General features: G+C 72.3%; 21 protein-coding genes, 1 tRNA gene, 1 other RNA gene and 1 pseudogene. 10 read left to right on the top strand and 14 right to left on the bottom strand.

Annotation, left to right across the window (positions count from 1 at the left end; translation table 11 throughout):
• Nucleotides 1-12 precede the first annotated feature (12 nt).
• Nucleotides 13-1,884 carry a prolyl oligopeptidase family serine peptidase gene (locus tag B073_RS38940; protein WP_234024986.1) on the top strand — a complete coding sequence of 624 codons (1,872 nt, stop codon included), beginning with the start codon at nucleotides 13-15 and terminating at the stop codon, nucleotides 1,882-1,884.
• A 53-nt stretch (nucleotides 1,885-1,937) separates the two neighbouring features.
• On the opposite strand, the gene B073_RS0102680 is transcribed toward B073_RS38940, so the two are convergent.
• The 10 genes from B073_RS0102680 to ffs form a co-directional block, all read right to left on the bottom strand.
• On the bottom strand, nucleotides 1,938-2,834 hold the full coding sequence (locus tag B073_RS0102680; RefSeq protein WP_018536548.1) for an SURF1 family protein: 897 nt from the start codon (nucleotides 2,832-2,834) through the stop codon (nucleotides 1,938-1,940).
• A gap of 146 nt (nucleotides 2,835-2,980) precedes the next feature.
• Entirely contained in the window at nucleotides 2,981-4,219 is a 1,239-nt protein-coding gene (locus B073_RS0102685) for a hypothetical protein (RefSeq protein WP_018536549.1), read from the bottom strand.
• Nucleotides 4,216-4,791 carry a SigE family RNA polymerase sigma factor gene (locus B073_RS0102690; RefSeq protein WP_018536550.1) on the bottom strand — a complete coding sequence of 192 codons (576 nt, stop codon included), beginning with the start codon at nucleotides 4,789-4,791 and terminating at the stop codon, nucleotides 4,216-4,218. Before B073_RS0102690 ends, B073_RS0102685 begins: the two co-directional genes overlap by 4 nt.
• 536 nt (nucleotides 4,792-5,327) lie before the next feature.
• Nucleotides 5,328-6,452 (bottom strand): aspartate-semialdehyde dehydrogenase, encoded by a 1,125-nt coding sequence (locus B073_RS0102695; protein ID WP_018536551.1) that lies wholly within the window; start codon nucleotides 6,450-6,452, stop codon nucleotides 5,328-5,330.
• On the bottom strand, nucleotides 6,449-7,720 hold the full coding sequence (locus tag B073_RS0102700) for an aspartate kinase (RefSeq protein WP_018536552.1): 1,272 nt from the start codon (nucleotides 7,718-7,720) through the stop codon (nucleotides 6,449-6,451). The genes B073_RS0102695 and B073_RS0102700 overlap by 4 nt, the downstream gene beginning before the upstream one ends.
• A 370-nt stretch (nucleotides 7,721-8,090) precedes the next feature.
• Nucleotides 8,091-8,753 carry a DUF5063 domain-containing protein gene (locus tag B073_RS0102705; protein WP_018536553.1) on the bottom strand — a complete coding sequence of 221 codons (663 nt, stop codon included), beginning with the start codon at nucleotides 8,751-8,753 and terminating at the stop codon, nucleotides 8,091-8,093.
• Nucleotides 8,746-9,345, bottom strand: a complete 600-nt coding sequence (gene recR / locus B073_RS0102710; protein ID WP_018536554.1) for a recombination mediator RecR — start codon at nucleotides 9,343-9,345, stop codon at nucleotides 8,746-8,748. The genes B073_RS0102705 and recR overlap by 8 nt, the downstream gene beginning before the upstream one ends.
• Before the next feature lie 75 nt (nucleotides 9,346-9,420).
• Nucleotides 9,421-9,777 (bottom strand): YbaB/EbfC family nucleoid-associated protein, encoded by a 357-nt coding sequence (locus tag B073_RS0102715; RefSeq protein WP_078507861.1) that lies wholly within the window; start codon nucleotides 9,775-9,777, stop codon nucleotides 9,421-9,423.
• A gap of 240 nt (nucleotides 9,778-10,017) precedes the next feature.
• Nucleotides 10,018-12,486, bottom strand: coding sequence for a DNA polymerase III subunit gamma and tau (locus B073_RS0102720; protein WP_018536556.1), 2,469 nt, complete (start codon nucleotides 12,484-12,486; stop codon nucleotides 10,018-10,020).
• A 113-nt stretch (nucleotides 12,487-12,599) separates the two neighbouring features.
• Nucleotides 12,600-12,698: signal recognition particle sRNA small type (gene ffs, locus B073_RS43235), an RNA gene on the bottom strand.
• Nucleotides 12,699-12,818: 120 nt separating this feature from the next.
• Here ffs and B073_RS0102725 point away from each other — a divergent pair.
• The 4 genes from B073_RS0102725 (at nucleotide 12,819) to B073_RS0102740 (ending at nucleotide 17,301) form a co-directional block, all read left to right on the top strand.
• Nucleotides 12,819-12,906 (top strand) — tRNA-Ser (locus tag B073_RS0102725).
• A gap of 228 nt (nucleotides 12,907-13,134) precedes the next feature.
• Nucleotides 13,135-15,330 (top strand): MMPL family transporter, encoded by a 2,196-nt coding sequence (locus B073_RS38945; protein WP_051093889.1) that lies wholly within the window; start codon nucleotides 13,135-13,137, stop codon nucleotides 15,328-15,330.
• A gap of 5 nt (nucleotides 15,331-15,335) precedes the next feature.
• On the top strand, nucleotides 15,336-16,643 hold the full coding sequence (locus B073_RS0102735; RefSeq protein WP_018536558.1) for a sensor histidine kinase: 1,308 nt from the start codon (nucleotides 15,336-15,338) through the stop codon (nucleotides 16,641-16,643).
• Between the two features lie 4 nt (nucleotides 16,644-16,647).
• The gene (locus tag B073_RS0102740; protein ID WP_018536559.1) at nucleotides 16,648-17,301 is read left to right on the top strand and encodes a response regulator; all 654 of its coding nucleotides are present in this window, start codon (nucleotides 16,648-16,650) and stop codon (nucleotides 17,299-17,301) included.
• Between the two features lie 38 nt (nucleotides 17,302-17,339).
• On the opposite strand, the gene B073_RS0102745 is transcribed toward B073_RS0102740, so the two are convergent.
• Entirely contained in the window at nucleotides 17,340-18,059 is a 720-nt protein-coding gene (locus B073_RS0102745; RefSeq protein ID WP_018536560.1) for a TetR/AcrR family transcriptional regulator, read from the bottom strand.
• Between the two features lie 111 nt (nucleotides 18,060-18,170).
• Between B073_RS0102745 and B073_RS0102750 the strand changes: the two genes are divergently transcribed.
• A complete protein-coding gene (locus tag B073_RS0102750) occupies nucleotides 18,171-19,256 on the top strand; it encodes an alpha/beta hydrolase (protein WP_018536561.1) in 1,086 nt (361 codons plus the stop codon).
• An 81-nt stretch (nucleotides 19,257-19,337) separates the two neighbouring features.
• Here B073_RS0102750 and B073_RS43530 read toward each other — a convergent pair.
• Nucleotides 19,338-20,131 (bottom strand): annotated as a pseudogene (locus B073_RS43530) (Fpg/Nei family DNA glycosylase).
• A 204-nt stretch (nucleotides 20,132-20,335) separates the two neighbouring features.
• Here B073_RS43530 and B073_RS0102765 point away from each other — a divergent pair.
• Together B073_RS0102765 and B073_RS0102770 are read left to right on the top strand one after the other, a co-directional pair.
• Nucleotides 20,336-21,022: a UTRA domain-containing protein gene (locus B073_RS0102765; RefSeq protein WP_018536563.1), complete on the top strand. Its 687-nt coding sequence runs from the start codon at nucleotides 20,336-20,338 to the stop codon at nucleotides 21,020-21,022.
• 3 nt (nucleotides 21,023-21,025) lie between these two features.
• Nucleotides 21,026-21,805: a glycosyltransferase family 2 protein gene (locus tag B073_RS0102770; RefSeq protein ID WP_018536564.1), complete on the top strand. Its 780-nt coding sequence runs from the start codon at nucleotides 21,026-21,028 to the stop codon at nucleotides 21,803-21,805.
• A gap of 99 nt (nucleotides 21,806-21,904) precedes the next feature.
• On the opposite strand, the gene B073_RS0102775 is transcribed toward B073_RS0102770, so the two are convergent.
• A complete protein-coding gene (locus B073_RS0102775; RefSeq protein ID WP_018536565.1) occupies nucleotides 21,905-23,161 on the bottom strand; it encodes an amidohydrolase family protein in 1,257 nt (418 codons plus the stop codon).
• Nucleotides 23,162-23,433: 272 nt separating this feature from the next.
• Between B073_RS0102775 and B073_RS0102780 the strand changes: the two genes are divergently transcribed.
• Nucleotides 23,434-23,883: a DoxX family membrane protein gene (locus B073_RS0102780; RefSeq protein WP_018536566.1), complete on the top strand. Its 450-nt coding sequence runs from the start codon at nucleotides 23,434-23,436 to the stop codon at nucleotides 23,881-23,883.
• Nucleotides 23,884-23,934: 51 nt separating this feature from the next.
• Here B073_RS0102780 and B073_RS0102785 read toward each other — a convergent pair whose 3' ends face one another.
• Nucleotides 23,935-24,339, bottom strand: coding sequence for a nitroreductase family deazaflavin-dependent oxidoreductase (locus B073_RS0102785; protein WP_051093902.1), 405 nt, complete (start codon nucleotides 24,337-24,339; stop codon nucleotides 23,935-23,937).
• Between the two features lie 201 nt (nucleotides 24,340-24,540).
• On the opposite strand from B073_RS0102785, the gene B073_RS0102790 reads away from it, so the two are divergent.
• The gene (locus B073_RS0102790; protein WP_018536568.1) at nucleotides 24,541-25,251 is read left to right on the top strand and encodes a TetR/AcrR family transcriptional regulator; all 711 of its coding nucleotides are present in this window, start codon (nucleotides 24,541-24,543) and stop codon (nucleotides 25,249-25,251) included.
• Nucleotides 25,252-25,265 lie beyond the last annotated feature (14 nt).

Genomic DNA, 25,265 nt, shown 5'->3' on the forward strand with positions numbered 1-25,265 from the left:
GCCGACGCCGCCATGCCGGACTGGGAGAAGCGCTTCCGCGCCCCGCGGATCGGCCTGCCGGAGTGGGCCGAGTACGCCCCGGACCGCTCCCTGTTCGTCTCGAACGCCACCGGTACCTTCGAGCTCTACGCCTGGGACCGCGCGACCGGCACCCAGCGCCAGGCCACCGACCGCCCGCACGGCACCACCGACGGCACGCTCACGCCGGACGGCGAGTGGATCTGGTGGTTCTCGGACACCGACGGGGACGAGTTCGGCATCTGGATGCGCCAGCCGTTCGCGGGCGGCCCGGATGAGCCCGCCGCACCGGGCCTCGACGCCTCGTACCCGGGCGGCCTGGCCATCAGCCGGGACGGCACGGCCGTGATCGGCCGCTCCACCGACGAGGACGGCTCGACGGTCCACGTCGTACGGCCCGGGGAGAAGCCGGTGGAGATCTACCGCCACCGCGAATCGGCGGGCGTCGGCGATCTCTCCCACGACGGCTCGCTGATCGCCATCGAGCACACCGAGCACGGCGACGCCATGCACTCCGCCATCCGCGTCGTCCGGCCCGACGGCTCGACGGTCGCCGAGCTGGACGACACCAACGGCGGCACAAAGGAGCTGGGCCTGTCGGTGATGGGCTTCGCGCCGGTGGACGGCGACAGCCGGCTGCTGGTGGGGCATCAGCGGCGGGGCCGCTGGGAGCCGATGCTCTGGGACCCGCTGACGGGCGTGGAGACGGCCCTGGAGATCGACCTGCCCGGCGACGTCGGCGCCGACTGGTATCCGGACGGCTCGGCGCTGCTGGTGGAGCACGCCTACCAGGCCCGCAGCGAGCTGTGGCGCTACGACCTCGGCACCGCGGGCTCCGGCACGGACACCGGAGCCGACGCCCCGGCCGGCCCCCTGAGCCGGGTCGGGACCCCCGTGGGCACGGTCTCGGGTGCCACCGCCCGCCCCGACGGGACGGTGGAGTTCCTGTGGTCGTCCGCCGCCCAGCCGCCGGAGGTGCGGTCGACGGACGGCACCGTCGTCCTGGACCCGCCCGGGATGAAGGCCCCCGGCTCGGTCCCGGTGACGGACGCCTGGGTGGACGGCCCCGGCGGCCGCATCCACGCCCTGGTGCAGCAGCCCCCCGGCACGGGCCCCTTCCCCACCGTCTTCGACATCCACGGCGGCCCGACCTGGCACGACAGCGACTCCTTCGCCTCGTCGCCGGCCGCCTGGGTGGACCACGGCTTCGCGGTCGTCCGCGTCAACTACCGCGGCTCGACGGGCTATGGCCGCGCCTGGACGGACGCGCTCAAGCACCGCGTCGGGCTGATCGAGCTGGAGGACATCGCCGCGGTGCGGGAGTGGGCCGTCGCCTCCGGTCTCGCGGACCCGGAGCGGCTGGTGCTCGCCGGCGGCTCCTGGGGCGGCTATCTGACGCTGCTGGGCCTGGGCGTCCAGCCGGACGCCTGGGCGCTCGGGCTGGCCGCGGTCCCGGTGGCGGACTACGTCACGGCGTACCACGACGAGATGGAGGCGCTGAAGGCCATGGACCGCACCCTCCTGGGCGGCACGCCGGAGGAGGTCCCCGAGCGCTTCGAGGCGTCCTCCCCGCTGACGTACGTCGACGCGGTGCGGGCCCCCGTCTACATCTCCGCCGGCGTCAACGACCCGCGCTGCCCGATCCGGCAGGTCGAGAACTACGTCCAGCGCCTCGAACAGCGCGCCCACCCGCACGAGGTCTACCGCTACGACGCCGGCCACGGCTCCCTCGTCGTCGAGGAACGCATCAAGCAGGTCCGCCTGGAACTCGACTTCGCCCAGCGCTACCTGAAGCTGACGGCCGAGCAGCCGGAGAGGAAGAACGGGAAGCCTGAGATCGACGAGAGGGCGGTGAAGAGCGAGTAGCGACGCTGGGGGTGGCGGGGGGCAGGGGGAGGGGAGGGGGAAGCCCCCAGGGCCTACTTCCCCGCCGGGACTTCGCCCCCGGCCACGCCCTCCGGGGCCACCCCCTCGGACGCCACGCCCTCCTGCGCCACACCCCCGTCGGCCGCCGCCCCCGGTGTCCCCTCCGGGAGGATGCCCAGGGCGGCGTCCTTGGCGGCCTCGGCCTCGCGGCGGACCAGGCGGAACCACATGAAGAGCACGAAGCCCGCGAAGACGAACCACTCGCCGGTGTAACCGAGGTTCTGGAACGCCTTCATGTCCAGGCCGCTGCCCTCCGCGGCGGCCGGCGGAACGGCGCGCAGCGGCGCGGGCGGGTCGCTGAGCGTGATCCACGCGTCGTAGACGCCGTACGGCACGAGGTTCACCAGCGACGCCGCGCTGATCATGCCGAGTTGTCCCGCCGGCAGCCCGCCGCCCGCCCGGACCCCGGCCGTGCCCTGGTTCTCCGACGCCTGCAGCGCCCCGGTCACCGTGACCTCGCCCGCCGGCGGCGCCGGCACCCCGGCCGTGTCGGCCTTGGCGTTCGCGTCGCCGGGTAGCCAGCCGCGGACGACCGGGAGGGCCTTGCCGCTGTCCGTGCGCAGCAGGGTCAGGACGTAGAAGCCCTGCTGGTCGCCGTGGTCGCCCTGGAGGGTGCGGCCGGGGACCAGGAGTTGGCGCCCGGCGTCATAACGGCCGCGGGCGGTGGCCTGGTGACCGGAGGTGAGCTGGTCGACCGGAAGCAGACTGTCCAGGGGCCGGGGCGCGGCGGTCTTCGCGTCGGCGGATCGGTTCTCCTGCTGCTGGTGCGAGGCGACCCGGGCGTCGAAACGGCTCAGCTGCCAGCTGCCCATGAAGATGCAGAAGGGGATCGCCAGCACGGCGAAGACGTTGATTCCCCACCACCGCGGGGTCAGCAGGAACCGGTACACCCCATCAACGGTACGGGGCCCGCGCCGCACGGCCGCACCGCCCCCTCCCCGCCGTCGCTCCGGCCCCGGCACCCGCGCCGTCGCCCCACCCACCGAACGCCCACGGGACGCCCACGGCACTCGGAACGCCGACGGAACGACGCGCCCTAAGGAGTCGCGAGCGGGTTCGTGCGGTACACCGTGCCCGCGCAGGCGTCCGTGAGCTTGGCGTCGGCCACGACGGGCTCGCCCGCCTCCGGCGTATGGGTCAGGACCACGCCGCCGGCCGCCGCGCCGCCCTCCGCGGAGCCCTCGGTGCCACCGGCCTGGCCGCCGGTGGTGCTGCCGCTCGTCGACGCCGCGGCGGCCGGCGACGCCGCCGGCGCCTTGGACGGGTCGGGCGTCGGCGACGGCCTCGGGCTGACGCATCCGGACGGGCCGCCGCCCGCCGCCGGAATCCAGGCGAACTTGACCTCGTACGCCTGCCCCGGCTTCAGCACCAGCTGATCGGGCGTGGTCGCCGGGTCCGGCAGCCCGGGGGCGTCGTCACCGGAGGTGTGGTCGACGACATGGATCTTGTCGGTCTTGGTCGTGCCCTGCGGGGTGACGTCCACGGTCCCGCCGCCCTCGACGGAACACGCGGCGTCGGAGGTGTTCACCACCCGGAACGCGCCGTAGACCCGGCCCGCGGAGTCGGCCGGGCCGACCGTCGCGGTCCCCTTGCCGAGCTGGTCGCGTCCGCAGACCGGCGAGGTGACGTCCATGGTCGTGTCGGGAGCGGGCGTACCGGCGCCGGGGACGGGTTCCGCGCCGGGTGTCGCGGCGCCCTTGTCCTCCTTGCCCGACGGCCGCCCCGGGCCCGGCATCCGGCCGTCCCCGCCGGTGGGCCGGGTGCCGGACCGTTCGGTGCCCTCGCCGCGCGCGCCGCTGGTGTCCTGCTGGTCGGCGCTCCGGCTGCTGGCGGCGTTGGCCGGACGGTCGCCGGGGGCGTCGTCCAAGCTCGCGACGTGCACCATGGCCGGGACCGTCGTGCCACCGAGCAGCAGCGCGGCGGCCGCGCCCACCAGGGCATGGCGCCGCCGCTGGCGCCGCGCCGGGACCGCCCGCCGCAGCTGCTCCAGCGCGTCCGGCGCGGGCTCCAGGTCGGCGACGGTGGTCTTCAGCAGCCGCCGCAGCTCGTCCCCGCCGCCGAAACCGGCGTCGTCAAAGCCGTCCGCGCCGGGACCGGCCCCGGACCCGGCCCCGGATTCCTCGCGCGGGCCACCGTCGAAGCCGGCCCCCCGACCGGTCTCGCCGCTCCGTCCGGCCCGGGTGCCCCGGGCTTCCTCCTCGCGCCGGTCGCCCAGGCCGCCCCGGTCGCCCCCGTCGTGCCCGGTGTTTCCCCGGTCGGGTCTTGCCGTACTCACGCCGGAGCCTCCATGGCGACGCGCAGCGCCGCGATCCCCCGCGAGCCGTATGCCTTGACCGAGCCCAGCGATATTCCCAGCGTCTCGGCGACCTGAGCCTCCGTCATATCGGCGAAGTAGCGGAGCACCAGCACCTCGCGCTGGCGGCGCTGCAGTCCGCGCATCGCCTTGATGAGCTGGTCCCGCTCCAGCAGGTCGTACGCACCCTCCTCGGCGCTCGCCATGTCGGGCATGGGCTTGGAGAGCAGCTTCAGCCCGAGGATGCGGCGGCGCAGCGCGGAGCGCGAGAGGTTGACGACCGTCTGTCGCAGGTAGGCCAGGGTCTTCTCGGGGTCGCGCACCCGGCCGCGGGCGGAGTGCACGCGGATGAAGGCTTCCTGTACGACGTCCTCGCAGGAGGCCGTGTCGTCGAGGAGCAGCGCCGCCAGGCCGAGGAGCGAGCGGTAGTGCGCGCGATAGGTCTCGGTGAGGTGGTCGACTGTGGTGCCGGCTGCCATCGCGTCGTCAGTGTCCCCACGCTGCGTCGAGAGCTGCGCGGGGCGCGCGGCGGACCAGGGGGCGATCACCGGCATGCCCCCGGAGACCCGTGGGCGCGGGCGCACTGCCGCGCCTGCCGCTCCCGCCGGGGCGATGGTGAATCCGAGTACCTCTGCCACGCCTGTTGGACACGCTTCCCCCCAAAAGGGTTGTACGCGCAAGGCACCGCTTGTGGCGATGCGTCAAATGCCCTCATGCGTACCAGCTCTTCCCAAATGCCCCAATTGCCCTGATACGACTGCCTTAATGCAATCGTTCCGCCACCCCAGGGCCCCGGAAGCGGTCCGCGCACGCCGCGGGCCACCCCAGGGGACGACCCGGAAAGACGCCGACTACCGCCCGCCGGTTGCAGCACCGCGGGAAGCGAATGATCGAACAGAACGTCAGCCCAGATCAAGTGGTCCGGACCAGCGCTCCACACACGAAATCTTCACACGTCCCACAAATCATCGCGCAGGGGGGCACCCCTCCGCAGCCACTCCCCCAACTTCCGCGCCCCCTACGGAACGAGCCCACCGCACCGCACCCGCCGCCGGCCCGCCGCGTCCCCTTCCCCCCACCGCTCTTCTCCCTACTCCTCCGCGCCCCGCAGCTCCTCCGCCACCGACTCCCCGATCTCGGCCATGTTCAGCGCCGCCCCCTTGCGCAGGTTGTCACCGCACACGAAGAGCTCCAGCGCCCGGGGATCGTCCAGCGACCGCCGGACCCGGCCCACCCACGTCGGATCGGTGCCGGCCACGTCCGACGGGGTCGGATACGCGTCCTCCGCCGGGTCGTCGAACAGCACGACCCCGGGCGCGGCCGCCAGGATCTCGTGCGCCCCGGCGACCGTGACCTCGCTCTCGAAGCGCGCGTGCACGGCCATCGAGTGCGCGGTGAGCACCGGCACCCGCACACAGGTCGCGGTGACCGGCAGCTCGGGCAGCCCCAGCACCTTCCGGCACTCCTCCCGGATCGTCAGCTCCGCCGACGACCAGCCGTCCGCCCGGAGCGCGCCGGCCCACGGCACGACGTTGAGCGCGAGCGGCGCCGGGAACGGCCCGAGGGTGTCGCCGACCGCCCGCCGGACATCGCCCGGCGCGGTGCCCAGCTCCGTACCGGACACCGCCGAGAGCTGCGCCCGCAGCGTGTCGGTGCCGGCCTGCCCGGCCTCCGACGCCGCCTGGTACGAGGAGACGACCAGTTCGCTCAGCCCGTACTCGGCGTGCAGTGCGCCGAGGGCGACGATCATCGACAGCGTGGTGCAGGCCGGGTTGGCGACGATGCCGCGGGGCCGGATCCGCGCCGCGCACGCGTTGACCTCGGGCACCACCAGCGGCACGTCCAGGTCCGCCCGGAACGCGCCCGAATTGTCCACCGCCACCGCGCCCTTGGCGACCGCGACCGGCACCCAGCGCGCGGCGACCTCGTCCGGCACGTCGAACATCGCGACGTCGATGCCGTCGAAGGCTTCCTCGCTCGCGGCGAGGACCTCGACCTCCTCGCCGCGCACCGTCAGCTTGCGGCCGGCGGACCGGGGCGCGGCGATCAAGCGGATCTCGCCCCAGACGTCCGCCCGCTCGGAGAGGATCCCGAGCAGAACGCGGCCGACCGCACCGGTGGCGCCGACGACCGCGAGGTGGGGCCTGGCGGCCGGGCGGGCCCCCGCCCCAGCCGTGTCGGCGAGGGACGGGCGGCCCGCCTCGGCCGGGATCATCGCCCGGTGCCGCCGTAGACGATCGCCTCGTCGCCCTCGCTGTCGAGGCCGAAGGCGCTGTGCACCGCGCGGACCGCCTCGTTGACGTCATCGGCCCGGGTGACGACCGAGATACGGATCTCGGAGGTCGAGATGAGCTCGATGTTCACGCCCGCGTTCGACAACGCCTCGAAGAACGCCGCGGTCACGCCGGGGTTGGTCTTCATGCCGGCGCCGACCAGCGAGATCTTGGCGATCTGGTCGTCGTAGCGGAGCGAGTCGAAGCCGACCGCGGCGCGGGTCTTCTCCAGTGCCGCGACGGCCTTGCGGCCCTCGGCCTTCGGCAGCGTGAAGGAGATGTCCGTCAGGCCGGTGGAGGCCGCCGACACGTTCTGCACGACCATGTCGATGTTGACCTCGGAGTCGGCGATCGCCCGGAAGATCCGCGCGGCCTCGCCCGGCTTGTCCGGGACCCCGACGACCGTGACCTTCGCCTCGGAGGTGTCGTGCGCGACGCCCGAGATGATTGCCTGCTCCATCGGCCTGTCCCCTTGCGGTTCGTTGCTGACCCACGTGCCCTGCAGTCCCGAGAAGGACGAGCGGACGTGGATCGGGATGTTGTAACGGCGTGCGTACTCGACGCACCGGTGCAGCAGCACCTTGGAGCCGGAACTGGCCAGCTCCAGCATGTCCTCGAAGGAGATCCAGTCGATCTTCCGGGCCTTCTTCACGACCCGCGGGTCGGCGGTGAAGACACCGTCCACGTCGGTGTAGATCTCGCAGACATCGGCGTTCAGGGCGGCGGCGAGCGCCACCGCGGTGGTGTCCGAACCGCCGCGCCCCAGCGTCGTGATGTCCTTCTTGTCCTGGGACACACCCTGGAAGCCGGCGACGATGGCGATGTTGCCCTCGTCGACGGAGGTCTGGATCCGGCCCGGGGTGACATCGATGATCCGCGCCTTGTTGTGCACGGAGTCGGTGATCACGCCGGCCTGGCTGCCGGTGAAGGACTGCGCCTCATGGCCGAGGTTTTTGATCGCCATCGCCAGCAGGGCCATGGAGATCCGCTCTCCGGCGGTCAGCAGCATGTCGAACTCGCGCCCCGACGGGATCGGGGACACTTCCTGCGCGAGATCGATCAGCTCGTCCGTCGTGTCGCCCATCGCCGAGACCACCACGACAACCTGGTTGCCGTTCTTCTTGGCCTCGACGATTCGCTTGGCGACGCGCTTGATGCCCTCGGCATCCGCAACGGATGAGCCGCCGTACTTCTGCACGACAAGGCCCACGTGCGCTCCTCGCAACTGTCTCTGCGGGAGGGAGTCCCTCCCGGACCCCCTGACATGGGGGTACTGCGGTCGGCTCAGTCTAACGAGCGGGCGGAAACCACCCCGCTACTACCACATCGTGAGACACCGGACGTGCGTTCCGATCAACGCGCCCACCGTGGATCGGCCTTGCGGAAGGCACCCGATGAGCGCGCCGAACGCGGCCCGTGAACTCCGTGTCCCTCGCCGGTCCAGCGCGGTGCTCCGTCGCACCGGCTCGGCGTGCACCTTCCCGCTCCGACCCAGGGCACACGGAAACGTAACCCAGGTCACACCCTCAGCCCGTTTCCGGGTGCGCGGCACCGCGCCGACGGCGGGGCCGGCGGCAGGCTCACACGCCGTGCAGCCCCAGCGGCCCGGCGATCTCCGCCGCCATGACCTTGCCCGCCTCCTCGGCGAGCCGCTCCTCGTCCCCGGCCGCGTCGCTGTCGGTGTCCAGGCCGTCCAGCGCGTCCAGCGGCTGGTCGAGGCGTACGTGGGCGACCAGCGACTGGAGCGCCCGCAGGGTCGCCGAGGCGGTCGGGCCCCAGTTGGAGAGGTAGGAGAACTGCCACCACCACAGGGCCTCGGTGACCCGGCCCGCCCGGTAGTGCGCCAGTCCGTGCCGCAGGTCGGTGATGATGTCGGCGAGGTCGTCGGAGATCCGGGAGGCCACCGGCTCGCTGCGCGGCACGTACGGGTCGAAGACCTCGGAGTAGACGTCGACCGGGTCGAGCAGCCGCGCGAACCGCTCGCGCAGTTCGTCCACGTCCGGCTCCGGACCGGTGTCCGTCTCGTACCGCTCGTCGGGAACGATGTCCTCGTGCGCGCCCAGCCGGCCCCCCGTGAGCAGCAGCTGGGAGACCTCCAGCAGCAGGAACGGCACCGCACTGTCCGGCTCGTCGCCCTTGGCGACCTCGGTCACCGCGACGATGAAGCTCTCGATCGAGTCGGAGATCGAGACGGCGAAGTCGTCGGGGTTCTGTGTCGTGTCATGGAGCGTCGCGTCAGACATCGAGAAGTCTCCTCCCTTCGAAGGCCCGCCCGAGCGTGACCTCGTCGGCATACTCCAGATCGCCTCCGACCGGCAGTCCACTGGCCAGTCGCGTCACTTTGAGGCCCATCGGCTTGATCATGCGGGCAAGGTACGTGGCCGTGGCCTCGCCCTCCAGATTCGGGTCGGTGGCCAGGATCAGCTCGGTGACCGTGCCGTCCGCGAGCCGGGCCAGGAGTTCCCGTATCCGCAGGTCGTCGGGGCCGACGCCCTCGATCGGACTGATCGCGCCGCCGAGGACGTGGTAGCGGCCGCGGAACTCCCTCGTCCGCTCGATCGCCACGACGTCCTTGGGCTCCTCCACGACGCAGATGACCGCCGGATCGCGCCGCGGGTCGAGGCAGACCCGGCACTGCTCCTCCTGCGCGACATTGCCGCACATGCTGCAGAACCGGACCTTCGCCTTCACCTCCATCAGCGCGTTCGCGAGCCGGCGGACATCGGTCGGCTCGGCCTGAAGAACGTGGAAGGCGATCCGCTGCGCGCTCTTGGGACCGACGCCGGGCAGCCTGCCCAACTCGTCGATCAGGTCCTGGACCACGCCTTCATACACGGAACGTCTTCTCTCTCTTCTGCCGTGCTGCGTACGCTAGTTGGCTACTCCTCAGAAGGGGAGGCCAAAGGCTCCTCAGAAGGGGAGACCGGGGATGCCGCCACCGCCGCCGCCCAGTGCCTGGGCGAGCGGGCCGAGCTTCTGCTGCTGGAGCTTCTGCGCGGTGGCGTTGGCGTCGCGGACCGCCGCGAGGACGAGGTCGGCGAGGGTCTCGGCGGTCTCCTCCGCGGAGTCGGTGTCGACCGCCTTCGGGTCGATCACCAGCCCCTGGAGCTCGCCGGAGCCCGTCACCGTCGCCTTCACCAGGCCGCCTCCCGCGGAACCCTCCACGGGCGTCTCGGCCAGCTCCTGCTGGGCGGCCGCGAGGTCCTGCTGCATCTTCTGGGCCTGCTGCAGCAGCTGCTGCATATTGGGCTGACCACCGGGGATCACGACATGACTCCTGCCGTACGACAACGTTTGTGCGGTAGCCCGAGCCTACGTGTTTCCCGCGCCCGGCGCCCTACACCGCAGGGAGGAGCACTGATGTGCCCCGTACGCCCCCTGGACGGGCCGGCGCCGCCGCTCCGCCCCCGCGCCCGTGCGCAGCGCGTCCCCCCGGTGACGCCCCGCCACCGACCGAACCCTCACGGGCCTTGCCGCCTCCAGGCACACCCGCCGCCCCCTCGCCTGCTACTCGTTGTCGAACTCCTCCAGGACCGTCGCCCCCAGCTCGCGCACGATCAGCTCGTGCCCGCTGAGCGCGGAGTCGACGAGATCCGGGTCGTCCTCCTCCGGCATGTCGTACTCGATCGACATCGAGGACTCCGGCGCGCTGTACGAGGGCTCGGCCGCGGGCCCGCCCTGACCGCCGCCGGTGGACGGCGACGACGCCACCGCCTCGCGCGCCATCCGGGCGCCCTGGCCGCCGCCCCCGCCCGGCCCCTGCTCCGGGGCCGCCGGGGCGCTCTGCCGGGCCGGAGCGGCCTGCGGCGCCGGCTGCTGCGGGGCACCGGAGGCGCCGCCGTATCCGCCGTACCCGCCGCTCGTGCCGCCGAAGCCGCCCCCGCCGCCGCGGGCACCGCCGGCCGGCGGGCCGGCGCCACCGGACGGATCGACGATCGCCTCGACCTGCCACGGGAGCTGGAAGTTCTCGGCGAGGACCTCCTTGAGGACGTCCTCGCTGCCGCCGTTGGCGAAGCTGTCGCGGGCCCCGGCGTTCGGGAAGCCGATCTGGAGGGTGGTGCCGTCGAAGCCGGAGACCTGGGCGTTCTGGCTCAGCAGGATCCAGGTGAAGCGGCGCCGGCTCTTGACCGCGTCCAGGATCTGCGGCCAGAGCTGCCGCACCTGCGCCGCCCCGCCGGCCATCGGCTGCGCGGGCGCTCCGCCCGCCGGACCGGTCCCGGACGCACCGGGCGCCCCGGCCCCGGACTGCCCACCCGGGCCGCCCTGGCCACCGTGGCCGCCCGATCCACCCTGACCGGTCTGCCCGGCCTGACCGGTCTGACCGGCCGGTCCGCCCTGGCCCGGTGCCGCGGCCGACGGCCAGCTCCCGGGCTGCCGCGCGGCGGCGCCCTGCCCGGCGCCGGCCGCACCGGCGGGACCACGGGTGCCACCGGGCCACGCACCCGGCCGCGCCGCCCCGCCCTGCGCAGCGTCCGCGGGCCCGGCCGGCGCTTCCGCACCACCGGAACCCGCCGGGGCAACGGGAGTAGAAGCCACTGGAGCCACAGGAGCGGCGGGCCCTGCGGGGCCACCGGCGCCCGCCTCGGCCCCCGCACCGGGGCCCGGAGCCGGAGCCGGGGCCGCGCCCGTCGTCCCCCGCACCGCGGCACGCGCCGCGGCCGGCCCGGACGCCCCGGAGGCTGGCATCGGCGGATGTGCCTCCGCCCCCGGCGCGTACGCCACCGAGGGGCCACCGGACTCCATCACGGCCCCCGCCGGACCGCCGCCACCGGCCGGCCCCGGCCCGCCGCCCAGCGCCATCGCCGCCGCGCCCGCACCGATGCCGCGCTCCAGACGGTCCAGCCGCGCCTGCACCGACCGCTCGTCGTCGTACGCCGCCGGCAGCAGCACCCGGGCGCAGATCAGCTCCAGCTGGAGCCGCGGGGAGGTCGCCCCGCGCATCTCCGTCAGCCCGGCGTTGACCAGATCGGCGGCGCGGCTCAGCTCGGCCGCGCCGAACACCGACGCCTGCGCCGTCATCCGCTCCACGACGTCGGCGGGAGCGTCGATCAGTCCCTTCTCCCCGGCGTCCGGCACCGCCGCCAGGATCACCAGGTCGCGCAGCCGCTCCAGCAGATCGGCCACGAACCGCCGGGGGTCGTTCCCGCCCTCGATGACGCGGTCGACGACCTCGAAGGCCGCCGCCCCGTCCCCCGCCGCGAACGCCTCGACGACGGCGTCCAGCAGCGAACCGTCGGTGTACCCCAGCAGCGACGTCGCCATGGCATATGTCACACCGTCCGCGCCGGCCCCGGCGAGCAGCTGGTCCATCACCGACATCGAGTCACGCACCGAGCCGGCCCCGGCCCGCACCACCAGCGGCAGCACGCCGTCCTCGACCGGGATGTCCTCCCGGCCGCAGACCTCCGCGAGGTAGTCCCGCAGAGTGCCCGGCGGCACCAACCGGAACGGATAGTGATGCGTCCGCGACCGGATCGTCCCGATGACCTTTTCCGGTTCGGTCGTGGCGAAGATGAACTTCAGATGCTCCGGCGGCTCCTCGACGACCTTCAGCAGGGCGTTGAAGCCCGCCGAGGTCACCATGTGCGCCTCGTCGATGATGTAGATCTTGTACCGGCTGCCGGCCGGCCCGAAGAACGCCTTCTCCCGCAGCTCACGCGCGTCGTCGACGCCACCGTGCGACGCCGCGTCGATCTCGATCACATCGATCGAGCCCCGGCCGTTGCGCGCCAGGTCGACGCACGACTGGCACGTCCCGCACGGAGTGGGAGTGGGACCTTCCTCACAGTTCAAACAGCGCGCCAGGATGCGCGCGCTCGTCGTCTTGCCACAGCCGCGCGGCCCGCTGAACAGATACGCATGGTTGACCCGGTTGTTCCGCAACGCCTGCTGCAGTGGGTCGGTCACGTGCTCTTGCCCGATGACCTCGGCGAAGGTCTCGGGGCGGTAGCGGCGGTACAGCGCAAGGGACGACACGCATACGACGATATCGGGCCCCACCGACAACCGGCCCGCCCCCGAGCTCCCGCCCCCACGGACAGGGAGGGCTCCCCGCCCGGCGAGGCCCCGTTCGAGATCCGCGATCCGAGAACGCAAGCGCCCCCCACGCACCCGCCAGAGCCGACCTACCCTTGCTGCCTTCCGGCCCTGGGGGAGTTCAGTCAGATAGCGCCACGTGAGGGGCTGCGCCCCACATTAGCGGATCCCACCCCCGGAAAACGACCCGCACCCTCTCGGCACCCTCGCCCCGACCCCCTCCCCCGGATCATGTTCGCGAGCACTCCCCAACGTCTTGTATTGTTTGCGGCGGAGGATTCGCCTAGTGGCCTAGGGCGCACGCTTGGAAAGCGTGTTGGGGGCAACCCCTCACGAGTTCGAATCTCGTATCCTCCGCCAGTGCTCTCACCGGGCACGATGTCGAAGGGCCCCACCGCTTGCGGTGGGGCCCTTCGACGTTTCTCAGCCCTCGTTGTCCTGGTCTTTGTCCACAAGAGGGATCTTCTGGGCCACCGATGACCGCCGGGGGTGGGGCTAGCCCCACCGCCACCGTCCGTCGACCGGTGGAGGGCAAGTACAACCGGCCGATGCTGTCGGGCGCGGGGGCGCTCCGGCGAGGGTCTTCGTATGAGAGAGCTACCTGTGCGCGCCGCCCGTTGGAGCGCCCTGCATCCCTGGCGTGCGATCACCGGCTGGCTGGTGTCCGTCGTGCTGTGCCTGGGCCTCGGTGCCGCGGTCGGCACCCACAACGCCACCACCGAGGACTACCGGGTCGGCGAGGCCGGCCGGGCCGAGGCGATGGCCTCCGAAGGGCACCTGGAGCGCAGGCCCACCGAGCAGGTGCTGGTCTCGGCCCGCTCCGGTGTCCTGGACCGGGCGGCCGCCGGGGCCGCCGCGCGGGACGTCGCCGCCCGGATGGCGAAGCTGCCCGAGGTCGAGAGCGTGGCCGCACCGCGCATCGCCCGCGACGGCCAGGTCATCATGGTCGAAGTCGCCATGCAGGGGCCGGAGTTGGAGGCCCGTAAGCATGTCGGTCCGCTGTGGGCGCAGACCGCGGCGGTGCAGCGGAGTCATCCCACTCTGCGGGTGGAGGAGACCGGAGGCCCCTCCATCAGCAAGGGTGTGGATGCGCAGCGCGGCGATGACCTAGCGCTGTCCGAGGCGATCACCCTGCCCGCCACCCTGATCACCCTGCTGCTGGCGTTCGGCTCTCTCGTGATGGCCACCGTGCCGCTGCTGCTGGCGCTTTCGTCGATCGCCGCGGCCATGGGCCTGTCCATGGTGGCCTCGCACCTTTTCGCCGACGCCGGGGTCGGCACCAACGTCATCATTCTGATCGGCCTCGCGGTGGGCGTCGACTACACGCTGTTCTACCTCAAGCGTGAACGGGAGGAACGGGCGCGCTCCGGCGGCCGGCTCGGCCCGGAGGCGGTGGTGGAGCTGGCCGCGGCGACCTCGGGACGCGCGGTCGTGGTCTCCGGGCTCGCGGTGGTCGTCTCCACGGCCACGCTGTATCTGGCCTCCGACGTCATCTTCTCCTCCCTGGCGACCGGCACCATCGTCGTCGTCCTGGTCGCCGTGGCCAGTTCGCTGACGGTACTGCCCGCGCTGCTGGTCAAGTCCGGGCAGCGGGCGGAGCGCAGGGCGGCCCGCCGGGCCGGTGGTACGCGCCGGCCCAGGAGCCGCCGGGCGCGGCGGACGCGGACGGGCGGGACCGGCCGGGTGTGGGCGGTGCTGACCCGTCCCGCGAGCAACCACCCGGTGCTCACGCTGTGCGTCTCCGTGCTGCTCCTGCTGGGTCTGGCCGCCCCGTTGGCGGGGCTGAAGCTGGTCGAGATGAGCCGCGACACCCACTCCCGCGCCGTGCCCGCGATGCGGACGTACGACCGGCTGAACGCGGCCTTCCCCGAGCACCGGGTCCTGCATCAGGTCGCGGTCCGCGCCCGTCCGGACCGCGCCGGTGAAGTGGCCGCGGCGCTCCGGGAACTCGGCCGCCGCACGCAGACCGACCCGCTGTTCACCGGCCGCCCCCGGCTGCGCACGTCGGACGACCACCGCATCAGCGTGCTGGAGCTGTCCGTCCCGTACCTGGGGAACTCCGACCAGGCGCGGCGGTCCCTGGCCCACCTCCGGGACGCCTACCTGCCCGCCACCGTCGGCCGGATACCCGGCGCCGAGGCCGGGGTGACCGGTGACGTCGCCCGGACCACCGACTACCCCGCCCACCAGACCGCCAAGCTGCCGCTGGTCATCGGCGCCCTGCTGCTGGTCACCTTCGTCATGACGACGCTGGCCTTCCGCTCGGTGGTGCTCGGGCTGCTCGGCGTCGTGCTCAACCTGCTGTCGGCCGCCGGCGCGCTGGGGCTGCTGGTCCTGGTCTTCCAGGGCACCTGGGCCGAGGGTCTGCTGGGCTTCCACTCCACCGGATCGATCGGCTCCCGGGTACCGCTGTTCCTGTTCGTGATCCTCTTCGGGCTGTCGATGGACTATCAGGTGTTCGTGGTCAGCCGGATCAGGGAGGCCGTCCTGGGCGGCGTACCGACGCGCAAGGCCGTGCTCGACGGAATCGGCAGCTCCGCCGCGGTGGTGACCAGCGCCGCGGTGGTGATGGTGACGGTCTTCGCCAGCTTCGTCTTCCTGCACATCATCGAGATGAAGCAGATCGGGTTCGTGCTGGCGGCAGCCGTGCTGCTGGACGCCTTCGTCATCCGGATCATGGTGCTGCCGGCGGCCATGACGCTCCTCGGCCAGGCGAGTTGGTGGCCCTCGCGCGGAGTACCGCGCACGCAGCGGCCCGCGGTGGCGGCGGTCCACGTAGGTTGACCACCATGATCCGTTGGTCGAGGGCCGAACGCACCCTGAACCCGTGGCGCCCCGACTCCCTCAGCGGCCCCGCCCCCGGCCACCCCACCGACCCGTTCTGGGCCCGGACCCTGCGCCGGTGGAACGCGGTGTGCTGGGTTCTGTTCGGCGCACTCTTCGCCGGTCTCGCCCTGACCGAGAGCCAGGGCGGGCAGACGTACGCGGCGCTGGCACTGCTGGGCTGCGTGACGCTCAGCTACGCGGTCCTGCACCGCTTCCCCGGCAACCCCGTCCTGCGCCCGTACACCTATCTGTCGGTGCTGGTCCTGGCGCTCGGCGGGAGCGCGTACTTGTGGAGCGGCTATGCGGCGCTGTTCATCGTGACGCTGCCGCACATCTGGCTGTTCGGCCGGACGGTACGGGCCTCGCTGGTCTTCACCGGGCTCGCCACGCTCTCCACACTGACCGGGAGCTGGCTGCGCAAGGGCTGGAGCGCGGAGTTCCTCGGTTCCACGCTCGTCTCCACGCTCATCGTGGTCGCCGCCAGCATCCTGATCGGGCTGTGGATTCACTCGGTCGTGGAGCAGAGCGGTGAACGCGCCCGGCTGATCCAGGAGTTGGAGCGGACCCAGGCCCGGCTGTCCGAGGCCCACCAGCGCCAGGGCGCCGCCGACGAGCGCGAGCGGATGGCGCGGGAGATCCACGACACGCTCGCGCAGGGCTTCGCGTCCATCATCGTCCTGGCCGAAGCGGCCCGGGCGGGACTGGCCACCGATCCGGACCGCAGCGCCCAGCAGCTGCGGTCGATCGAGAGCACGGCGCGCGAGAACCTCGCCGAGGCGCGCGAGCTGGTCGGCTCCGGGCGGCAGAGCCAGGTGGCCGCGGGCTCGGTGGCGCAGACGCTGCGCCGGACCCTGGACCGGTTCGGGGAGGACACCCGGCTCACCGTCGATGCGGAACTGGCCGACCCGGAGTGCGACCAGCGGACCCGGGTCGCCTTGCTGCGCTGCCTGCAGGAGTCGCTGGCCAATGTGCGCAAGCACGCCGCGGCTTCCACGGTGAGCGTGGTGCTGGCGCGGCGGCCGTTCGGCGTCGAGCTGGAAATCACCGATGACGGACGGGGGTTCGTTGTCGGACAGGCACCGGGGTTCGGCCTCGACGGGATGCGCAAGCGCCTCGCCGAGCTGGGCGGACAGCTCACCGTCACCAGCTCGGTCGGCGACGGTACCCGTGTGCTCGCGATGATTCCCGTGGTCGCGGCCGAGTCGATTCCGGCAGAGTCGATTCCGGCCGAGCCGACTCCCGCGGAACCGACTCCCAGGAACGGAAGGTGACGGCATGACCGGCGCAACGACCCGCCCATCCCTTCGCGTCATCGTGGTCGACGACCATACGGTGATGCGCGCCGGCGTCATCGCCCTGCTCGCCGCCGAACCGGGCATCGAGATCGTCGGCGAGGCGGCCGACGGCCGCGCGGCACTGGAACTCGTCGACGCGTACGCGCCCGACGTCGCCCTGGTCGACCTGCGCATGCCGGTACTCGACGGGGTCGCGACCACGACCGAGATCGTCGCCCGGCACCCGCGGACCCGGGTGCTGATCCTGACGACCTACGACACGGACGCCGACATCGAGCGCGGGGTCGAGGCCGGTGCCATCGGATATCTGCTCAAGGACACCACCCGCGAGCAACTGGCCGACGCCATCCGGGCGGCGGCCCGCGGGGAGACGGTGCTCGCCCCGCGGGTGGCCCAAAGGCTCGTCGCCAAGATGCGCCGGCCCGCACCGGTGCCGCTCACCGCCCGGGAGGCCGAAGTGCTGAACGCGGTCGCCGACGGGCTCACCAACGCCGAGATCGGCAAGCGGCTGGTCATCGCCGAGGCCACCGTGAAGACCCATCTGCTGCGGCTCTTCGCCAAGCTCGACGTCAACGACCGCACCCGCGCAGTGGTCGTCGCCCTGGAACGCGGCCTGCTTCACCGCACGCCGTAGCCGGTCTCTTCCACGGGTCCCCGGTCGGACTCACTCATCTAGGGCCGGTCGATGAGGGTTTGGACGCCGTCGAGGATGCGGTCGAGGCCGAACTCCAAGGGGTCGGCGGGGTCGGGGGCGAAGGCGCCCGCGGCGATGGCGCGGGTCAGGGCGGGGAAGCGGTCGGCGTGCCGGTCGAGCAGTTCGCCGGTGAGGTGGTTCCACTGCCGGCTGTGCTCTTCGTCGAAGTCGAGCAGCTGCTGGACGTGGGTGCGTACGAAGCCGGCGACGAGAACGAAGACCCGGTGCTGCTGAGCGGCCGTGAGGCCGGTGGGCTCCAGCGCCGCGAGCGCCGCGTCCAGCCAGCCGAGCTGGTTCGGCCCCATGACCTGGCGGCGCATCGAGGTGGCCGCCAGCAGCCAGGGGTGGGACCGATGGACGCGCGCGGACCGGCGGGCCCACTCGATGATCCGTGGCCGCCAGTCGCTGCCTGCCGCTGACAGATCGGGCGCCTCGGCGAAGACCGACTCGACCATCAGCTCGACCAGTTCGGCCTTGCCCGGCACATAGCGGTACAGCGCCATCGCCGACACACCGAACTCGGCGGCGACCTTGCTCATGGAGACGGCCGCCAGATCCTCGGCGTCGGCGAGGGCCACGGCGGCCTCGGCGATACGCCGGGGCGTCAGGCTCGGCTTGGGGCCGCGGGTCGGCTGCTCCCGCTCCCCCCACAGCAGCGCGATGCTCGCGCGCAGGTCACGCGCCTTCTCCTTGGCCATGCGGCCCTCCCTCTCGACGGCGGTCGGCGGTGCCGTTGACACCGACACCAACTGTATATACCGTAAGCGATATCGGAACTGCTGATGGCATAAACAGTTGGGGGAACCGTCATGCTCACCACTCTTCTCACCGCCTCCGCCTCCGCCGCCGCCCTGGCCGCGCCCGTCGCCGGTCTGCTGGGCTACCGCCGGGTCAAGCGCACCGCGAACGCCGAGCGGCTGCTCATCACCGCCCCGAACGGCATCGACGAGTCCGGGTTCGTCCGCATCGGCGGCATCGACCAGTGGGTCTCCCTCCGCGGGGAGGACCGGCGCAACCCCGTGATCCTGGAGATCCACGGCGGCCCCGGCGCGTCCAACCTGATCTACGCCTCGCGCACCCGGGCCTGGGAGCGGCACTTCACCCTCGTGCGGTGGGACATGCGCGGCGCCGCCAAGACCTTCGGCCACGGCGGCCCGGCCGGGCAGGGCGAGTTGACCCTCGACCGCCTCCACCGGGACGCCGTCGAACTGACCGAGCACGTCCGCGCCCGGCTCGGCGTCGAGAAGGTCCTGCTGGTCGCCAACTCCCTGGGGACTGTGCTCGGACTCCGCCTCGCCCGCAACCACCCCGAGCTCTACTCCGCCTACGTCGGCACCGACCAGAACGTCGTCGCGGGCGGACACGACCACCCCGCCTACCGCTGTCTGCTCGGCCGCCTGCGCAAGGCAGGCAAGCGCAAGGAGCTGGCCGCCGTCACCGCGATGGGGCCCGATGCCTCGGCCTGGAGCGTGCACCAGTGGTCGGAGTACAACAAGCTCGTCGTCACCACCGACCCGCTGACCTTCGACACCATGAAGACCGTGGTGATCCGCTCGTTGTGGTTCTCCCCCCTGCACACGCTGCGCGAGCTCCGGACCTACCTGAAGGGCATGGACTTCTCGGCGCCGCTCGGGCTCCAGGCCGCGACCGTCGACGAGTGGGCCGAGGGCACCGCGTTCCGGATCCCGTTCTTCGTCTTCCAGGGCGACAGCGACGTCCTCACCCCGCCCGAGCCGGCCCGCCGGTTCTTCGACGACGTGACCGCCCCCGTGAAGGACTTCGCGCTCATCCGGAACGCCAGCCACTTCGCGTCCTTCCGCCACCCCGACCAGTTCCTCGACCTGATGCTCACCAAGGTCCGCCCGGCGCTCACCGGCGAGCCGCTCGCCAGGTGAGGCGCCCTGCCCTGGCGTCCGGTCCGGTCCTGCCGGTCCTGGCGGTCCTGGCGGTCCTGGCGGTCCGTGTGGGGTCGGGTCTCAGTTCGCGTCCGGTTGGCATCGGGGGCACCAGACCGTGCCACGGCCGGACATGCGGGTGCGGCGCAGCGGGGCGTCGCAGCGGGGGCAGTGGGGGTCGGGGTCGGCGCGGCGGCCGGTGAGCCAGGAGTTGCGGGCGGGACGCAGCCGGCGGTCACCGACGAGCGCAGGGTGCGGCGCATGTGGGTGCGGAGGTCGCTCAGGTCGGCCTCGGTGAGCTCGCCGGCCCGTGTGGCGGGGTGCAGCCGCGCGCGCCACAGGATCTCGTCGGCGAGCAGATTGCCGAGTCCGGCCAGGACCGACTGGTCGGTGCGGGCGGTCTTGATCCTGCCGCGGCGCGACGAGAGCGCGTCCTGGAACTCCTTCCGTTCCACGGTCATCGCGTCGGGGCCCTGGCGGTCCAGCAGCCGCTCGACCTGGGCCTCGTCGTCGGCCAGCCAGAGGCCCTGGAGCTTGCGCCGGTCGCGGAACCGGAGCTGGCGGCCGCCGGTCACGGTGAACAGGACGCGGTCATGGGCCTCGATCTCGTCGTCGGGGTGGGCGCAGACCAGTTGTCCGGTCATGCCGAAGTGCAGCAGGAGGGTGGGGCCGTCGGCGGCGGTGCGGGCGAGGAGCCATTTGCCGTGCCGCTGCGGGGCGGCGAAGCGACGGCCCTCCAGCGCGTCGCGCAGCCGCCGGGCGCTCGTCCCGTGCAGCACGCCCGCATCGCGCACGTCGATGCGGCGGATCACCCTGCCCTTGACGCAGGATTCCAGCACCTTCCGGAATCCCTCGACGTCCGGCAGCTCGGGCATGGCGGCCTCCTCGGTGTCCTGGCCGGTCTCACGCGTCGCAGCGCCTCCTCACATCCCTACATCCTCACGTCCTCAGGTCCTCATGTCCTCTTGAGGTCGTAGCCTGGGTGGGGAGCCGGTAGTGAGGGCGCGGACCGCCCCGCCGTAGGGCCGGGGCGTTCGGTGGCGCAACGCGGAACGGTAAGCGGTAAGCGGTGGGCGGTGATGGCAGCGGCGTACGAGCGGATCGCGGAGGAGCTTCGCGCGGCCATCCGCGCGGGGCGCCCGGCGCCCGGTGAGCGGCACGGCATCGGCACCTTCGTGCGCCGTCCGCGCACCCTCGCCCGGCGCAGCAACCTCCGCCACCAGTGGGAGAAGGACCGGGCCCGCGCCCCCCGGGAGCAGCGGGCGCGGGCCGGGGCGACCGAGCACGACACCGGCCTGGAGTCCGGGGAACTCGTCTTCCACGCCCGTTACCGCGAGTGCGCGGCCGACGCGGACCTCGCCGGGGTGTTCGGCGTCCCCGAGGGCACCGTGCTCCTCGAACGCCGCTACCGGACGCGGTGCGCCGCCGAGAGCGCCCCCTTCAGCCTGGTGACCTCGTACCTCGTCCGCGAGCTGATCGCGGGGAATCCCGAGCTGCTGGACGCGGCCGAGGAGCCGTGGCCCGGGGGCTCGCAGAGCCAGCTCCATTCCGTCGGCATCGAGCTGGACCGGGTCGAGGAGCGGGTCACCGCCCGTCCACCGACGCACGAGGAGGCCGAGGAGCTGGAGCTGCCGCCCGGCACGTCCGTGCTGGTGCTCCGCAAGGTCTCCTACGACACCGACGGCCGCGCCGTGGACGCCGCCGATCTCGTCCTGCCCGGCGATCGCACGGAGCTACGGTTCACGACTTCCCTGGAAAGGTGGTGAGCCGTGCGCCGGCGCATCCTCGTCGTCACGGCCGTCCATGCCCCCTCCGCGCGATTCCTGCCGGAGGCGTACGCGTCGCTCTGCCGGCAGGAGTTGCCGGACGGGTGGGAGTGGCACTGGGTCGTCCAGGAGGACGGCAGGAGCGCGGAGGTCGCTCCGTACCTTCCGGACGACGACCCGCGGGTGACGTTCGGCCAGGGGCGGCCCGGCGGACCGGCTGTCGCGCGCAACATCGCCCTCGCGCAGACCGCGGGCGAGGCGGACGAGTACGTCAAAGTCCTGGACGCCGACGACCAGTTGGCGCCCGGTGCGCTCGCCCGCGACCTGGCCGCCCTCGAAGGCGACCCCGGCATCGGCTGGGCGACCTCACGCGTCCTCGACCTGCTGCCGGACGGCTCCACCGTGGGTTTCGGCGGGGAACCGGAGGACGGGCCGATCGAGTGCGGCGCCATCCTGGACCACTGGGCGGCGCACGACTTCTATGCGCAGGTCCACCCCGCGTCCCTCTTCGTCCGGCGTGCTCTGCTGCTGGCCCTGGGGGGCTGGATGGCCCTGCCGGCCTCCGAGGACACCGGGCTGCTGCTGGCGCTGAACGCCACCAGCCGTGGCTGGTTCACCTCGGAGGTGGGGCTCCTCTACCGGAAGTGGCCCGGGCAGCTGACCGGTCAGGCGTCGCACCTCGAAGCCGCCGAGCGCGCCGCCCGTATGGCGGTCATCGAGGCCCGGGCCCGGGAACTGTCCCGCCTGGGGTGGAGATACCCGCCGCGGACGGATGACGGATGACGGATGACGAATGGCGGGTGACGGATGACGGATGCGGATGACGGGCGCGGACGGATGTGAAGCCGTCGTCCGGTCGTCCGCCGCACGCGGTCATCCGCCTCACACAGCCGTCCGGTCGCGGTCGAAGGGGAGGTCCAGCATCCGGATGGCGTTCCCGCGGAGCAGTTTGTAGGCGATGTCGGCGGGGAGGTGGCCGACGTGGTCGGCGGCCACGTCCTTGGTGTGCGGCCAGGTCGAATCGACGTGCGGGTAGTCGGTCTCGAAGGTCGCGTTGTCGACGCCCACCGTCTCGATCGCCTCGACCCCGTGCTTGTCCCGGAAGAAGCAGCAGAAGATCTGGCGGTAGTAGTACGTCGACGGCGGCTCGGGGATGAGGCCCTTCACGCCGCCCCACGCCCGGTGCTCCTCCCAGACGTCGTCGGCCCGCTCCAGGGCGTACGGGATCCAGCCCATCTGGCCCTCGCTGTAGGCGAGTTTCAGCCGGGGGAACTTCACCAGTACCCCGCTGAAGAGGAAGTCCATCATCGAAGCCATCGCGTTGTTGAAGCTCAGCGACGCCTGGACGGCCGGCGGCGCGTCCGGGGAGGCCGCCGGCATCTGCGACGACGATCCGATGTGCATGTTCACCACGGTCCCGGTCTCCTCGCAGGCCGCGAAGAACGGGTCCCAGTAACCGGAGTGGATGGACGGCAGGCCCAGGTAGGTGGGGATCTCGCTGAAGGTGACCGCCCGGACGCCGCGCGCGGCATTGCGCCTGATCTCGGCCACGGCGAGGTCGATGTCCCACAGGGGGATCAGGCACAGCGGGATCAGCCGGCCGCCGCTGTCTCCGCACCACTCCTCCACCATCCAGTCGTTGTAGGCGCGGACGCAGGCCAGCCCGACCTCCTTGTCGTCGGCCTCGGCGAAGGTCTGGCCGCAGAACCGCGGGAAGGTCGGGAAGCACAGCGACGCCTCGACGTGGTTGACGTCCATGTCCGCCAGGCGGGCCTTGGGATCCCAGCAGCCGCGCCGCATCTGATCCCGGGTGATGCCGTCGAGCGTCATCTCGTCGCGGGAGAAGCCGACGGCCGCGATGATGCGTTTGTACGGGAAGAGCTGGCCCTCGTACTCCCACCAGTCGGTGATCTGGCCCTCGGGGTCCGTGGTGAAGCGGTACTTCCCGCCGACGTACGCCAGTTCACCGATGCCGGCGGTGAGCGGCTTCGGGCCGCGGTCGCGGTACTTCCGCGGGAGCCAGGTCTCGAAGAGGTGGGCCGGCTCGATCACGTGGTCGTCCACGCTGATGATCCTCGGGAGCTCCGCCGTTCCGCCGTTGCCGCCATTGCCGCCATTGCCGCCATTGCCGCTGGTCATGCTCTACCCCCAACTGCCGTGCTGGTGAGTCGCGTCGGGCTGCGTTCTGACGAGACCTGACGAGATCCGGATGAGATCCGGACGGGATTCCGGGCGAGGTTCCGGAGGAGCGATCTGCCGATCTGACGGTCCGTCAGGTCGGAGGGTAGGAGTTCACCCTCGCAACCACAAGAGACATCGGGAAACTCGACCCCCTTGCACTCTCCGTCGGCTTCCGCTGAACTGACGGGCCATCAGATCCGACTGGCGCGTAACGAGAGGGGGCGGTTCGCATGCGGACGATCTGGCTCAACGGTGCCGAGTGGCTCGCGGTGCTTCGTATCGGCCTCGGCCTGTGGTGGCTGGAGAGCTGGCGCCACAAGGACAAGAAGAGCTGGTTCGCCGGCGGCGGCATCACCTGGGCGGCAGGCATCGCGGCCGAACACCGCTGGCCCGCGGTCCGGAAGGGCTTCGACCGCATCGTCCGGCCCCGCCCGCGGCTGATGGCCTACGTCGTCGCCTACGCGGAACTGGCGCTCGGGCTCGGCCTGATGGCCGGGCTGCTCACACCCGTCGCCCTGGCCGCGGGCCTGCTGCTCAACCTCATCTACCTGGTACTGATGATCCACGACTGGGGCGAGCAGGGACAGAACCTGATGATGGCGCTGATCTCCGCGACCGGGCTCTTCACCATGTGCTGGCAGGACTGGTCGCTGGACAGGGTTCTGGGGCTGTTTGCGTAGCGGTGGCGGGAGGGGCGCCAGAGGGTGAGGGGTGTCAGGAGGTGAGGGGCATCAGGAGGTGAGGGTGATGCGGAAGACGGGGTGCTTGTGCGCGATGCGCAGCAGGACCTCGTCGGAGGAGTCCGGGCCGACCCCGTCGAAGAAGGCGCCGACCTCCGCCTTCCAGCGCTTGAGGTAGGCGCGCAGCAGCGCGGGCTTCTCGGCGTCCGGGACCTCGACGGCGGTGAACGCCTGCGCCGTCCGCCCCAGCCGGAGTTCGCCGCCGCCCGCGGCGCGCATGTTGTGGGTCCACTGGACGTGGCCGCGCGCCGCGACGAGGTACTGCCGGCCGTCCACGGTGAGCGGGTTCACCGGGGTGCGGCGCCACTCCCCGCTCTTGCGGCCGCGGACCGCCAGCTCCTGGGAGCCGAAGACGCTGATGCCGCGCCGGGTGAACCAGGCGACGAGCCGGTTCATCACGTGGACGGTCACCCAGCCCGGCTTGATGACATGCGTCTCGGTGGGTGCGTGCTTGCTCGTGTGGGCGTTCACGGGGAGCCTCCGACGGTGAGTGAGCAGTGCTCTCGATACGGATCAGTGTGCACGCGGCAGACCGGTAAAGCAAGAGCAGCGCTCTCGATATTGGTCGGTGCTTCCGCAGCTGGCAGACTGGGGCGTATGAGCGCCATCCAGGGAGCGCGGGAACGCGCACGCAGGGAAATCACCGCGGCCATCAAGGACGAAGCCCGCCGTCAGCTCGCCACCGAGGGGGCGGCCAAGCTGTCGCTACGGGCCGTGGCCCGCGAACTCGGGATGGTCTCCTCCGCGTTGTACCGGTACTTCCCCAGCCGCGACGAGCTGCTCACGGCGTTGATCATCGACGCCTACGACGCCGTGGGCGAGGCGGCCGAGCGCGCCCTCGCCGAGGCCGGTGCCGCGCCCGTCGCCCGGTGGACGGCGGTCTGCCGCGCGGTCCGCGGCTGGGCGCTCGCGCATCCGCACGAGTACGCACTGATCTACGGATCGCCCGTTCCCGGCTATGCCGCGCCCCAGGACACCACCGCCGCCGCGGCCCGCGTCGGGCTCGCGCTGATCGGGGTGGTCCAGGACGCGCGTCCGGCCGGCGGCGCCCCGGCACCGGCGCCGGCCGGGCCGCCGCCCCCGCAGGAGGTCCTGGACGACGTCGAGCGGCTCCGCAAGAGGCTCGACGTCCGGCTGTCCACGCCCGTCCTGGCGGAGGCCGTCGCGGCCTGGGCCGAGCTCTTCGGGCTGGTGAGTTTCGAGGTCTTCGGCCAGTTCAACCGGGTGGTCGAGGCCCGCGAGGCGTTCTTCGAGCACGCCGTCACCCGGCTCGCCCGGAGTGTCGGCCTCGGGGACGGCGAGGAGTAGCCGCCGCGCCCCAC

Source organism: Streptomyces sp. MspMP-M5 (genome assembly GCF_000373585.1).
Taxonomy (GTDB): domain Bacteria; phylum Actinomycetota; class Actinomycetes; order Streptomycetales; family Streptomycetaceae; genus Streptomyces.